The organism is Nocardia sp. NPDC057440 (assembly GCF_042802915.1).
Taxonomy (GTDB): Bacteria; Actinomycetota; Actinomycetes; order Mycobacteriales; family Mycobacteriaceae; genus Nocardia.
Genome location: NZ_JBHVDF010000005.1, coordinates 293,921 through 306,774 on the forward strand (window position 1 = coordinate 293,921; position 12,854 = coordinate 306,774).

General features: G+C 65.3%; 11 protein-coding genes and 1 tRNA gene. 9 read left to right on the forward strand and 3 right to left on the reverse strand.

Going from position 1 to position 12,854, the window contains the following annotated elements; translation table 11 throughout:
* Positions 1 to 66 precede the first annotated feature (66 nt).
* From ACFU4Z_RS12830 to ACFU4Z_RS12845, 4 genes are read left to right on the forward strand one after another with little or no spacing between them, the layout of a single operon-like run.
* Positions 67 to 2,943, forward strand: coding sequence for a hypothetical protein (locus tag ACFU4Z_RS12830; protein WP_379062232.1), 2,877 nt, complete (start codon positions 67 to 69; stop codon positions 2,941 to 2,943).
* Positions 2,936 to 3,199, forward strand: a complete 264-nt coding sequence (locus tag ACFU4Z_RS12835; protein WP_379062235.1) for a hypothetical protein — start codon at positions 2,936 to 2,938, stop codon at positions 3,197 to 3,199. The genes ACFU4Z_RS12830 and ACFU4Z_RS12835 overlap by 8 nt, the downstream gene beginning before the upstream one ends.
* Entirely contained in the window at positions 3,196 to 4,596 is a 1,401-nt protein-coding gene (locus ACFU4Z_RS12840; RefSeq protein WP_379062238.1) for a hypothetical protein, read from the forward strand. Before ACFU4Z_RS12835 ends, ACFU4Z_RS12840 begins: the two co-directional genes overlap by 4 nt.
* Before the next feature lie 22 nt (positions 4,597 to 4,618).
* Positions 4,619 to 5,080: a YbaB/EbfC family nucleoid-associated protein gene (locus ACFU4Z_RS12845; RefSeq protein WP_379062240.1), complete on the forward strand. Its 462-nt coding sequence runs from the start codon at positions 4,619 to 4,621 to the stop codon at positions 5,078 to 5,080.
* On the opposite strand, the gene ACFU4Z_RS12850 is transcribed toward ACFU4Z_RS12845, so the two are convergent.
* Positions 5,062 to 5,133 (reverse strand) — tRNA-Gly (locus tag ACFU4Z_RS12850). The genes ACFU4Z_RS12845 and ACFU4Z_RS12850 overlap by 19 nt on opposite strands.
* A gap of 336 nt (positions 5,134 to 5,469) precedes the next feature.
* Positions 5,470 to 6,351 carry an NAD(P)H-binding protein gene (locus tag ACFU4Z_RS12855; RefSeq protein ID WP_379062242.1) on the reverse strand — a complete coding sequence of 294 codons (882 nt, stop codon included), beginning with the start codon at positions 6,349 to 6,351 and terminating at the stop codon, positions 5,470 to 5,472.
* An 85-nt stretch (positions 6,352 to 6,436) separates the two neighbouring features.
* On the opposite strand from ACFU4Z_RS12855, the gene ACFU4Z_RS12860 reads away from it, so the two are divergent.
* From ACFU4Z_RS12860 to ACFU4Z_RS12870, 3 genes are all read left to right on the forward strand, one after another.
* The gene (locus tag ACFU4Z_RS12860; RefSeq protein ID WP_379062244.1) at positions 6,437 to 7,327 is read left to right on the forward strand and encodes a hypothetical protein; all 891 of its coding nucleotides are present in this window, start codon (positions 6,437 to 6,439) and stop codon (positions 7,325 to 7,327) included.
* 948 nt (positions 7,328 to 8,275) lie between these two features.
* Positions 8,276 to 8,833, forward strand: a complete 558-nt coding sequence (locus ACFU4Z_RS12865; protein ID WP_379062246.1) for a hypothetical protein — start codon at positions 8,276 to 8,278, stop codon at positions 8,831 to 8,833.
* A complete protein-coding gene (locus tag ACFU4Z_RS12870; RefSeq protein WP_379062248.1) occupies positions 8,833 to 9,195 on the forward strand; it encodes an Imm8 family immunity protein in 363 nt (120 codons plus the stop codon). Before ACFU4Z_RS12865 ends, ACFU4Z_RS12870 begins: the two co-directional genes overlap by 1 nt.
* A 42-nt stretch (positions 9,196 to 9,237) precedes the next feature.
* Here the strand turns inward: ACFU4Z_RS12870 and ACFU4Z_RS12875 are convergent, their stop codons facing one another.
* Positions 9,238 to 9,990 carry a lysophospholipid acyltransferase family protein gene (locus ACFU4Z_RS12875; protein WP_379062250.1) on the reverse strand — a complete coding sequence of 251 codons (753 nt, stop codon included), beginning with the start codon at positions 9,988 to 9,990 and terminating at the stop codon, positions 9,238 to 9,240.
* 135 nt (positions 9,991 to 10,125) lie between these two features.
* On the opposite strand from ACFU4Z_RS12875, the gene ACFU4Z_RS12880 reads away from it, so the two are divergent.
* On the forward strand, positions 10,126 to 11,103 hold the full coding sequence (locus ACFU4Z_RS12880) for a hypothetical protein (RefSeq protein WP_379062252.1): 978 nt from the start codon (positions 10,126 to 10,128) through the stop codon (positions 11,101 to 11,103).
* Between the two features lie 42 nt (positions 11,104 to 11,145).
* On the forward strand, positions 11,146 to 12,687 hold the full coding sequence (locus ACFU4Z_RS12885; RefSeq protein ID WP_379062254.1) for a Rieske 2Fe-2S domain-containing protein: 1,542 nt from the start codon (positions 11,146 to 11,148) through the stop codon (positions 12,685 to 12,687).
* Positions 12,688 to 12,854: the final 167 nt, after the last annotated feature.

Consider the following 12,854-nt stretch of genomic DNA (forward strand, 5'->3'; position numbering starts at 1 on the left):
TGGACCGGGAAACCACCACCCGAATTCACCGCTCCGGCGCACTCACCCGAACCGCCGCTGCCCCGCTTGCCGGCCGTCCCAGCATTCAGTCCGACTCCTGACGAAACGCGCCCGAAGGAAGACTTCGGCGCGCCAACCGATCCGAAGATCCGTCCCACCCTCGACCCCGACGATCCCGACTACAACCCTAAATCGAACGGCATCCCGCACATCGAGTCACCCCCGAGCCGGCGACGCGTTGAGCAGGACTCGCCGCCTGTAAAACACCGCCGTCCGGTCCCATGGACGAAGGTGACCATGGGCGGCGACTCCGACACCGGGGCCGTCGAACCTCGGCAGGAAAAGCCGGCCGGGCCCGCGCCGGCGGTCGCCGAAAACTCCGCAACGGCACCGGAACCTGCACCATCCGAGAGCACTGCGGCACCGGCCTCGGCATCCGCGGCACCAGCTCCGGCATCCGCGGCACCATCCCGACCGCCCGTATTCACCCCTGCCGATCTCGCCGAGTTCCTTGCTGCCAAACGCGAACGCGAGCGCGCCGCGAGCGCTGCGGCCGACCTCGACCAACCGATACCGGATGAGGAGTTGGCCTGGCGGGAGCTGCGGATGAGGATCGAGCTCGCGCTCGGCGTGCGGGCCTACAACTTGAAATCGGCCCGAGCAGCGGCCATCGCGGTGCTGGACCGGATAGAGGCGCTGTTGTACATCTTGCATCCCGACGCGACCATCGAGGAGATCCAAGACGCTTTCTACGCAGTAAACGATAAGACCGAGTCGGGCCGGGTACCCCGTTCGGTATCGCTGGACAGTCTGCGACGCGACGGCAATCTACGTGAGCTGGTGTTGGCAGGAATCAACGCCATGTACCAGAGCTCGGCGACAAACCCCTCCGTGTCGACAACGCTGGACCAAGGTTTGGCAAAACTGCTGAACCAGACAGACTGGGTGGACATCGCAGAAAGCCTGGGGCTCGATGTCGCCGCACTGAGCGCGGTAAAAGCGCGAGTCGCCGCGGAGGCGGAGCTGGCAGGCCAGCCGGTACCGGATATCGAGGCAGGAGATCTCCGACTTGCCCGCTATCTGGTAGATGAGGGTCCGCTTGCCGCCGAATTCCGCCGCAGCGAGGCCGCGCGCGTGCGTCGCTCGGCCGACGGTACCGACGACAATATGGCACGGCGCAGAGCCCTCACTTTGCAGGAATACGAGATGTTCAAGCCGTTGTCGGACAATGAAAGGAAGGTTTTCGAGGACGAGCTACGCCTTTTGCGCAAAGAATTGCTCGATCCCGAGTTTCCACTGCCCCGAGAACCGGGCGGACTGGTCGACGCCCCCGCATTGGAGGCAACGCTTCGGGCCGACGACAGCACAGTGGTTTACGTCCTGCCGCAGTATCGCTATAACGCACGCGGTGACCTCGTGCTCGAAGCAGGAAAGGCCGTTGTCGAGCGAATAGTTGTCCACCACGATGAAGGTGCTATCGATCCCGATACGGCGGCGAGTGTCGATCCCGCGCGATACGTTGTAGCACTGACCACGCGCCAAGGCGTGGCGGTTTGGGAATTCGACAAGAACAGCGAGTGGTACCGCGACATGGTCGAGCGCGGAATCCCAGTGGGAGCGGGGGTTTCAGGCACCAATCTACGGGTGATGGCCCACTTCATATGGCTGGGACTTCCCCGGGAGCTGTGGCTCCCATACGCCCTCGCGCTGTTCGCGTACGTGGCCCCGGAACACCACACTGTGTACGAGGCCGTGCAGGGCGAACGAGCCGGCGGCTTCGACATGATCACTGAGGCTGAATTCCCCAGTGAAGGCGGCCGTGACAAATTCGCGATGTATCGAGCTGTCAACAGGGTGATCACTGACATGGAGCAGGCGGAGCAAGCAGCACCGATCGACCCCGCCCAGCATCCCACTCCGAAACGTGCCAAGACGGCGTCCCCCGCAAAGGCGTATTTTCCTACGCGGGACGACATTATGGATGTCCCCCCGGGGCGCACGTCCCATGGTGATGCCGTGACGCAAATCGGTAGGCCATTCACGAAGAAGACGGTGCAGGTCGAGGGCCCGCTAGCCTTCATGAATACGCCTGATGGTGGACCGGGTGTCGGGTCGAAAGGTCAACAGCCGACACCGGATACGAATGTCGATCCGCAATCGCAGCCACAGGTACCGGCCCGCGACGGCGAGCACAATAACGAAATATCCTCTGCTGCAATCAGTTCCCAGCACGATCCGACAGCAACGACCACGGAACTCCTCGTGGCGGCTGCAAAGGTGGCCGCACTGATCGGGGTGGAACCGGGACTACTCATCGCCAGGCCGGAGACAATGCTCAACGGAATCGTTCGCCTCCAGAATGCGGTTAGCCAGGTTGATGAGCGGCAATTACGCTCAGTCGCAGGCCAGGACCGACGCATGCTGCACGTGTTGCCGTTGATCGGGCTGTCAGCGAAGTGGTCTGCCGAGATGGCGGAAGCGATAGCGCTGATGACCTTTCCTGAAGAGTTCGGGCAATTGTACGAGAGGAGCAAACGCCTGGACGCGGCGTTGGCCTCACTGCTCGAGCTATCGAAGGCGCCCCTCCGGGGGGTTATCATGCCGACCGACGATCTCCTGTTCGGTGTTCGACGACTTGCCGCGCAGGCGAACTCGGTCCCCGAGCTCACACAGTTCGTCGAGGCCGCCTCACGATTCGTTGACCTGGCCTTCAGTGGTGCGAATGTCGCACCGCATCCCGGTCGACCCTACGTGCTGAAACTGCCTTCGGAGGCCGTCCGCCTACTGGCGGCACAAGCCTGGAGCAAGGCCGCACCGCTTACCCGAGACGACGCCTATCGCCGGAGCATTTTGTTGGAGATCCAGCATTGGTGGCGATACCTGAGCCCGGCCGAACAAGAGACGGTGAAGCGGGCGCATCCGGAGGCTTTCGACAGTGAGTGACTTTTCCCTGCAGGTCGGACCGGATAACACCGTGCGGCATGTACAGCTTTTCGAACCCGGTCCGGCCGAGGACCCGGCGGTTGTCCCCCGACGACGGGCAGGCGCACTGGAGACCGAGCTGCGCGGCCGCGCCTGGATCGACAGCGACGAACGAAGGGCCTGGGAGCGCTGGGCGGCGTCGCGAGCCAAGAGAGAATTCGAGCCGACCGTCCCGGCCGAGACAAGCCGATGCGGCGCCGCAAGGAGCAGACCATGACAGACAAGATGGGCGGGCTGACCGCTGAACACCCGCTTGCCCGCGAACTTGCGGCACAGGGACCGGTCGGCTGGCAACGAGCGGACGCGGTTTTCGCGGTCACGGTCGCAGGCGAGATCGCCGGTGTCGTGTATTCCGAGGGTGAGCAAGCCGTTCCGATGAATGCGTCGGAGGTGGCGCTCGCTCTTGTCCGGGAGATGAGAGCCGCCTCAGCGCGGTCCAGTGCGGGACCGTGGTGGCGGATGCTGGTGATGTTGAGCAGTTCCGGGGAGTTAGAGGTCGAGTACGACTACGGTGCGGAGCCGTTTCCTGCGGGCCAGCTGTTCGCTCCGGAAGCGTATCGCGCTGACCTGGAGGCATATCCGCGAGACAGCGTGCCGGTGTGGCTGGCCGCGTATATCGGACACGGCGACCGGCAGGTGCGCACCCCGCAAGTGGCGGCGACGCAAGCGCGCACCGATCGGCTGGAGCAAGTGTGGGCCGTGCTGGCGGAGAACGAGTTTCCGCCGTTTCCGGTGATGTGGGTGCGGTGGGCGACTATCGCGGCGGCGTTCGTCGCGACCGAATCGGATTGGGGTCCACGGATGCTGCCGTGGATGGGCATATTCGAGGGTTCCGCGCGGGGCGGGTCGACGTTGTACGCGCTGCCCGCCGGACGGGCGGTGCTGTCGGGTGGGGTGTGGAATGCACCCACCTTGGACGCAACGTATAACCGCGGTGCGCCGATGCCGAAACTCTACGCGGGTGCGCCGGATTGGGTGGCCGACTCCGTGCTGGATCCGCGGGCGGCATCGGGGTTGCTTTCGTTCTGCTACTGGTGGGACGGAGGACATTGGTACCGCGGGGAATCGCCGTCGGCGAAGGAGTCCGCGACGGCGGTGCCCGGCGTGTGGACCGAGGACACCGTGATCGGGATCGTCACAGCACTTGTCGACAGCACGGGCGAGGAAGTGCTCGATGCGACAGCGGGACTGCTGTCGGCCGCCGCGGCCGGCGGGGTAACTCGCGAGACTTTGATCACTGTGTTCGGTGACGACGGGCGCTTCGACATCGACGGTGCGCTCCATCAATATTCGCTCGCCGGGCTGGTGTCGACGGTACCCGAGCAGATGCCTGCGCCGGAGGCGATCGCTCGGGTGCGCGACTACATCACCGGACGCGGGATCGACACCGATGGATATCCCTTGTCCCAGTTGGTCGCTGACCGATTCGAGGTCGGCTGGATGGTGTATGTACCAGTGGCATCAGGCGAGATCGCGATCGGCAGGGCGATCTTCTATATCGGCGACGACGGGGTGCTCGAGCCTTCGTCGTCCTCCATCGCTCCGGCGGTGTACATGGCCGATTTCACACAGCGATTCTCCGAACGCCATGGTTCAGTAACTCGAACCGGGTGAGACTCGAGGAGAGTGGCTACCGATGGATCAATGGGAGCGCGACGGATTGCGCTCGACCAACTCCGGGATACGCAACCAGGTCGAACGCATCCTGGACACGCTCACCGAGCAGCAAGCGCAGCTGGCCCGGGCCTACGAGCAGCTGGCCGCCGTGCGGGCGTCAGCGAGCTCGGCCGACGGTTTGGTGACCGTCACCGTCGATGGAGCCGGTGTCCTCACCGATGTGTGGTTTGCGCAGCAGGCATTTCGCAGCACCCGCGAAACCCTCGGCCGCTCCGTGACCGAGGCGACTCGGGAGGCGGCTCGGCTGGCGAACATACAGAACGAGGCGATCACCGCCCCCCTCGCCGCAGGCGCCGACGCGATGCCCGATCTGCCCGACCTGCTGCCGGGTGCGCCCAGCCTCCGAGATCGCCGTGAACCTTCGCGTCGCGACGAGAATGACCTCGGCGGTCGGCCCGTCAGAGCGGATGACGGGATTTGAACCCGCGACCCTCACCTTGGCAAGGTGATGCGCTACCACTGCGCTACATCCGCATGCACCGTCTGCGCGATCCGAATCCGGCCGAGCATGTCGTGCGACGCTGAACTGTAGTAGGTGCAGACCGGATTTCGGAAATCCGGTGGTAGGAGATGCCCAGTCGGCACCGCCATCGCTCCACAGGCGCGAGCAGTGCAGGGCCGTGGCGACCCGCGATCGGCCTCGGCTGGGACCGCAGCCGGCTCCGGGCCGACAGACATGGCAGCCGGCTCCGGGCCGACAGACATGGCAGCCGGCTCCGGGCCGACAGACATGGCAGCCGGCTCCGGGCCGACAGACGTGATCCCGTGCGCCGAAGCCGACTACCTCACCAGCGATGCGGGCTGCCTCGACTAGCGAGATCCCTGAGCAACCGGGTCCACCACCGCACTGAACGCTGTCGCGTGGTCGGTGACCCATTCGGCGTACGTGCGTGGCGCGCGACCGAGGACCTGATGGACGTCGTCGGTGAGAACGGCGTTGCCGCCTGCACGGACGTAGGCCTGGCCGGCGAGGGCGCCATCGGCGAATTCCGCGGACAGGCCCACGGCAAGCATGTGTTCGCGAGCGGTGTCTTCGGGGACGTCGATCGACTCCACCGGGTGGCCGAGGACGGCCGCCAGCACGGCGGCCTGGTCCGGGCCGGTGAGTAGTTCAGGGCCGGTGAGGGTGTAGATGCGGCCCGAGTGACCGGGCGCGATCAGCGCCTCCACGGCCACTGCCGCCACATCGCGTGGGTCGATGACGCCTTGGCTGCCCGAACCGGTCAGGTTGGGCACGGGCTGGCCAGAGCGGATCGCATCGGTCCAGCTCAGGGTGTTCGAGGCAAAAGAGCTGGGGCGCAGGATCGTCCACTCGAGGCCGCTGTCGCGCGCGGCGTTCTCACCGGGGATGTGCCAGGTGCCGACTCGTCCGAGTTCGGGCTCGCCGGTGCCGATAGCGGACAGTTTTACGATTCGGCGGACGTCGGCCGCCTTGGCGGTGGCGACCAATGCCCGATCGGTCTCGGCGTCGTCCGGGCCGAGCACACCGACGATGAAGACGGCAGTCGCGCCCGACATGGCCGCGGCCATCGACGCGCTATCGGTGTAGTCGCCGCGCACCACCTCGACTTCGACAGGCAGCCGCGCTCGTTGCGGGTCGCGCGTCACGGCACGGACCTGCTCGCCGCGCGCCGCGAGTTGACGAACGATTTCGCTGCCGATAGTTCCGGTGGCACCGGTAATAAGAATCATGATGGCCAGCCTGCCGCCGCCGCCCCGCGGTCTATAGGAAATTTCGGCACACCTGGACGGCCTCGGACTGCCTACAGTTGATCGGGTGACCACAAGGCATCCGGCGCACACGCTGACCGACGAGCTCATCGAGACCACGGTGGCAGCGCCCGAATCCTTGCGGCCGTGGATCACCGAGCTCGGACACATCCCGACCGTCACCGATGTCTCGCTGCCCTTCACGCATATTCCGCAGGCCGCGACGACCATTGTGCTGCGTGCCGAGGCGGCAGGCCATCGCGAGGCGATGGTCGTCGGCCCGCAAACCAAGGCGACCTACTCCAGAGCCGAGAAGCCGGCCGGATGCGTACGCCTTCGCCTCGAACCGGGAGCGACCCGTCAGCTGCTGGGCGTACCGGCCACCGACCTTGCTAACCGGGTGTTCCGGCTCGCCGACTTTCCCGGTGTCGCAGCCGATCTGGCCGACGAGCTGACACACCTCGCGCCTGAGGAGGTACTGCCCTTCCTGGAAGACGTCCTCCCCCAGCACATCTCCGAAGACCCGACCCAGCGCGCCCACCGGACCCTGCTGCGCACCGCCGTCGCCGCCATGTCCGCCGCCGCACCCACCCCGGTCCACGAACTGGCCGCCGACCTGGCAGTGAGCGAACGCCAACTCCGTAACCTCTTCACCACCGGTGTCGGCGTCTCTCCCAAGCACTACGCCCGCATCGGCCGAGTCCGCCATATCCTCGCCAACGCGGGCAACACCTCATCGGCCCAACCGGCCACCACCGGCTACTACGACCAGCCGGAGGTCAAGGTTCCACTGACGTCATTGGCCCAGGTCGCGGCCGAAAACGGTTACTACGATCAATCCCATATGTCGGCGGACTTCAAAGCTCTGATGGGTGTACCGCCGACCAGGTTCTTCCGGGGGAACCTTCCCGCACCCGCACCGTGCCGGGCGATTTCAGGCCTGGCCAGACCGGCGTGAACCCCGGCGCAATTTCCGACGTCGAGTCCAGGGTTCGTGGTCGTAGCGCTTCAGTCGTCATGGCCGTCGTCAGAGGTTCATGCGCCATACGCCGTCAGCACCAGGGCTCCGTGGCGCACACTTCCGCAGTCGGGATTCAGGAGCTGATGCGGCCTACGCCGGATCAGGGGACAAGCGCCTGCGCTCAAAGGCCCTGCGGCTCAAAGGCATAGTGCCCGACCTGCGACCGGATCATGGGATGCAGTCCAGTCGGGAATCGGCGGCGCCATTCTTCGGTCTCGCCGCCTTCGGCAGTGTCGACCGTAGCGGCAACAGACCCTTCAGCTGCGCCCGTTGGGCATCGGTCATCGACGAGGACGAACACACCGACACCCGGTGACCATTCGGCACCCCTCCAGCCGGGCCGGACGCGAACGATGCGATCGAGGATACTGTCACATGACAGATCATTGACCTCAACAATCACTCAACCACCAGTAGTTCACTCGCATCTCGAGCGTCACACACCGGAACCGACGTTCTCGAACACGTTCTCAGAGGAGTTCACTATGGACCCGATGACCCGCCGCCGGATCTCCACCGGCCTGGCCTCGACGCCCCCCTGCCCAATGCGTAGCGCAACTGCAACGAAAGCAGCTACTGCTGAGCGTGCGTCACGTCCACAAGAACTGACCTTGTCGACAGCAGTCCTACCTCGACTAGCAATGCCCTCATGCTTATGAGCGAGGCTGGTGGTGTGGATGTGGGTCCCGCCGCCGCATTCCGCCGGTCCGCTGCGCAGCTTGCCATGAAGGTCCGCGACCTCGGCGTCTCGCTGTCGAGGCCCCTCCGCACACAGACAGCGGCCGCGGCCGGCAACTTCACGACCCATCGCACAGCACGAACTCTCCGGGGCCATCGGTGTCACACGTTGCAGCCCAGTACGCCGCGTTAGCCAATCGTTTGTCCGTGTTACTCCAGAAGTACATTCAGGAAGTCCACGCGGAGGCGGGACACCTGATCGATTCGGGGGTGCGGGCACCAGCGCGGGAGCTACCGGAGGGCGATGCGTCGGGAGCGACGCGGATTCGGGACACCATGCCGGCCGAGAATGGAGCTGCCCGCAATGGCGTAGTCGTGCCGGATCGGGATATCGGGGCGAGCGCTTCGGCGCCGCAATTGCCCGAGGGGAAGCACCCGGGTTTTCCCGATCGACAGAAGGTCGTGGAGATCGTGCGTAGCGCTGGCGCGCAGAAGGGAAACTTCGACATCGGCCGCGCCAGCCGAGCCGAAGCGGACGCTGCCGGTCTGGCCTGGGTTGGTGTCGACGCGCGGCGACTACCGTATGGCGAAACCTACCGGTTGGTCAGCAAGGATGGGTTGCTGCAATATCGTCCGCCTCAGCAGAAGCCGTCCGGCCGGAGAGTACAAGCCAACTACGAGTGGCGATCCAGTACCACCGGGCACTGGGCAGGCTCCACCAGACACTGGGAAGGCAACGCACACCTGGATATCGAGGAGCTGTGATGAAAGCCGAACTCAAAGGAATCTACAGCCCGGACGCCGATCTCACCGACAGCAGCACCGAGCTCTCAGCCGATACCCTGTTGGTGCAGTTGATGATCGGCCCGGAGAACGCACCGGGAGAAGAGTCCTTCGATGTCATCGTCTGCACGCCTGAGGGACACGCGCAGGCCGGCGACTCGCCCGAGCCGGACGAATACACGCTGGTCCTCGACCGTATGGATATCGCACTGGTTCGCCGATACGTCAATGACTTCCTTCGGGATCTCGAACGCCCAACTTGGGAAGAATTGGCCACGGAAATCAGCCGGATCGGCAAATGGGAATTCCAGGATTACCAGCGTCGTCCGGGCGATAGCGAGTAGACGCCACGGCCTACTCGGCGTCGGCAAAGGGCTTCGCCAGTGCTACAAGGAATCCTTCGCCGCCCGGCGCGCCGCCTTCTGCTCGGCTTCCGCGGCATCCATGGCGTCGGCTTCCTCGAGGGTCGGCGCGCTGCCGCCGAGGCGGGCCGGAACCCAATAGGCGCCGGGCTCGTGCGGGTAATCGCGCTGTAGATCGAGCAGCATTTCCTGCATGGCCGAACGCAACTGGGCGGTGAGGCCCGCCGCGGGCTCGTAGGGCTGAATCGGTGCGCCGACCGCGATGGAGATCGGAGTGTTGGTGCGGCCGAGACGCTTCGGGAAGCCCTTGGTCCACACTCGCTGCGCACCCCAGATGACGATCGGGATGATCGGGACATCCGACTCGATCGCCATGCGCGCGGCGCCGGACTTGAAGTCCTTGATCTCGAAGCTGCGGCTGATGGTCGCCTCGGGATACACGCCGACCAGCTCGCCCTTGCGCAGGTACTCGACCGCGGCCTGGTACGAGTCGGCGCCTGCCGATCGGTCCACGGGAATGTGCTTGAGCGCCCGCATGATCGGCCCGGAGATGCTGTTGTCGAACACCTCTTTCTTGGCCATGAAGCGGATGTAGCGCTTGGGCGCGCGCACTGGAAGACCGGCGTAGGTGAAGTCCATGTATCCGGTGTGGTTGACCGCGATCACGGCGCCACCCCGGGCAGGGATATTCTCCTCACCCTTGACGGTGAATTTCAGACCTTCGACGAAGAAGACGGTACGGGCCAGGCCGACGATCGTCCGGTAGACGGGTTCCACAATTCCGCTAGCGTAGTCGCAGACTGTCCCATCCGGCAGAGCGCCGCCGTGCGCGCCGTCTCGCGAGCGCCGAACCGGATACGGGATTCGCACGATAGGCCCCGACAGCAAGACCTACGAAAGAGGACCTTCGAAGTGGACCGCGCCCGACCGATAACGCGTGAACGCGACCGGAAAGACCCGCGTTATCGCGACCGGACAAGGCAACTCGCGCACGATCGGGCAGCACACCATCGCCACGACGACCTGCGGTCAACGCCACGCATCGGCAGGGGCCTGGTCGGCGGACTCGTCGTCGCCGCAGCGGTCCTGCTCGCGGGCTGTGACTCGGCCGTCGGCATTCCCAATGAGGAGCCCGCCCGCGCCACGGCGCAGACCACCACATCGCCCACCGTCGCCCCGGCCACACCGAGCGCCTCGGCCCTCCCGCCGATTCCCGCGGACGCCCCGCAGGTCGCGGCGGTGCCCGGCCTCCCTGCCGCCGCACCCGCGGTACAGCGCTGGGCCGCCGACCTGCAAACCGAAACGATCACCGCACTGCAGGCCAAGTGCTGGACCATGTCCCCGGCGAATGTGTCCGATATGTACGAGGGCAAGCAGGCCATCCTCAACGCTCTCGCCCAGCCCGGCGTCGCGACCGAGGACGCCGTCACCTGGAAGACCAGGACGACCACAGTCACTATCGACCGCGCCGCCGTCGACACCGGCTACGCCTGCCCGCGCGTGCTCGCGGCGGGCGACGACACCGGCCTGAACGATGCCGACGCCAGGCACACCGTGCGCCGGTATCTGGCCCGATCCGTCGGCGCTCCGCTCGACCCCTCCGACAAGGAGGGCACCTACCCGCTCGTGTGCAAGGCGAGCCCGGCGACCTGGGACCCGACCGGCACCGGCAAGCCGATCGCCGCGCCGCTGGCGAGCAACACTGGCAAGCTGACCGGCGCCACCAAGTTCGCCGACCAAGAAATACAATCGGAGCGACTGCGCGCGGACTACATCGCGGTACAGGTGCCCGTCACCAACGCCGCCGGGGTCACCCAGACGCGGACTTTCACCCTGACCGATGGCCACGAGGGCTCCAAGGGCTACTGCATCGGGGACGTTTCACCATAGCCATTACTCTGGATGGCTGGTAACGGCTAGGAGGAACAGCTCGTGCAAATCACCAGCGTCGGACACGCCGGATTCCATATTCGTACCGCGGCCGGGTCGATCCTTTGCGATCCCTGGGTCAACCCCGCTTATTTCGGTTCGTGGTTCCCGTTCCCCGACAACACCCAGCTCGACTGGGACGAGCTGGGCAATTGCGACTTCCTGTACGTCTCGCACCTGCATCGCGACCACTTCGACGCCGTGACCTTGGCCGAGCATGTCAACAAGGACGCGACCGTGCTGCTGCCGGACTACCCGGTGCCGGATCTGAAGCGCGAACTGGAGCTGCTCGGCTTCACCAAGTTCGTCGAGACCGAGGACTCGGTCAAGCACACGATCACCGGTCCGGGCGGCGAGCTGGACATCATGATCATCGCCTTGCGCGCGCCGGCGGACGGGCCGATCGGTGACTCCGGGATTGTCGTCTCCGACGGTGCGACCACCTGTTTCAACATGAACGACGCCCGGCCGGTCGACATGGATGTGCTGCACGACGCATTCGGCCGGATCGACATTCATCTGCTGCAGTATTCGGGCGCCATCTGGTACCCGATGGTCTACGACATCCCGAGCCGCACCAAGTCGAACTTCGGCAAGCAGAAGCGGCAGCGCGGCATGGACCGGTGCCGCAGCTATATCGAGCAGGTCGGCGCCACCTGGGTGGTGCCGTCGGCGGGGCCGCCGGTGTTCCTCGACGACGAGCTGCGCTACCTCAACGACGACCGTGGCGACGAAGGCAATATCTTCCCGGATCAGATGGTGTTCCTCGAACAGATGCGCATTCACGGCAACGACGGCGGGGTGTTGATGATCCCCGGCTCGGTCGCCGATGTGCGCGGTTCCGAGCTGGAGCTGACCCATCCGTTCGAACCGGGCCTGATCTACGACAACAAGGCCGAATACATCGAACGGATGGCGCAGCGTCTCGCGCCGGTGCTGGCCGCGGAGAAGGCGAGTTGGGCGCCCCCGACCGGCGAGCCGCTGCTGGAGCCGTTGAAGGCCCTGTTCGAGCCGATCATGGCGCAGAGCGACCTGATTTGCGACGGCATCGGCTACCCCGTCGGGCTCGTCATCGGCGATGAGACCGTGGTGCTGGACTTCCCCAAGCGCGAGGTGCGCGGCCCGGTCGACGGCGAAGGCAAGTACCGCTACGGTTTCCGCATCGCCCCGGAATTGGTGCGCACGGTGTTGCGCGACAACGAGCCGGACTGGGTGAACACCATCTTCCTGTCCACTCGATTCCAGGCGTGGCGCATCGGCGGGTACAACGAATTCCTCTACACGTTCTTCAAGTGCCTGACCGACGAGCGCATCGCCTATGCCGACGGCTGGTTCGCCGAGGCGCACGACGATTCCGCGTCCACCGAACTCGACGGCTGGGAAGTGCAGCGGCGCTGCCCACACCTCAAGGCCGATCTTTCGAGATTCGGTGTTGTCGAGGGCAATACGCTGCTGTGTAATTTGCACGGGTGGCAGTGGGATCTGGAATCGGGGCGTTGTAAAACCTCGAAGGGTCACGAACTTCGTTCTCGTAAGCTGGCCTGAATCGGTCGCAGCACCGATTTCGAGCGCCCGACCTTCATCGTTCCGAATGCCGGTGCGTAGTTCCAGATGCCGATCGCTCGGGCAATATTCGTCCGATCCGTGGGGGGGGGGTGAGCGCGCGCCCCCCCCAACACCCCCCCCTCGGCCGCGCCCGCTGAGGGGGCGCG

What these genes read in the sequence shown, in the direction of transcription:
- ACFU4Z_RS12840 (WP_379062238.1), top strand. Translation starts at nt 3,196, where the DNA reads ATGACAGACAAGATGGGCGGGCTGACCGCTGAACACCCGCTTGCCCGC.
- ACFU4Z_RS12845 (WP_379062240.1), top strand. Translation starts at nt 4,619, where the DNA reads ATGGATCAATGGGAGCGCGACGGATTGCGCTCGACCAACTCCGGGATA.
- ACFU4Z_RS12855 (WP_379062242.1), bottom strand. Translation starts at nt 6,351, where the DNA reads ATGATTCTTATTACCGGTGCCACCGGAACTATCGGCAGCGAAATCGTT.
- ACFU4Z_RS12870 (WP_379062248.1), top strand. Translation starts at nt 8,833, where the DNA reads ATGAAAGCCGAACTCAAAGGAATCTACAGCCCGGACGCCGATCTCACC.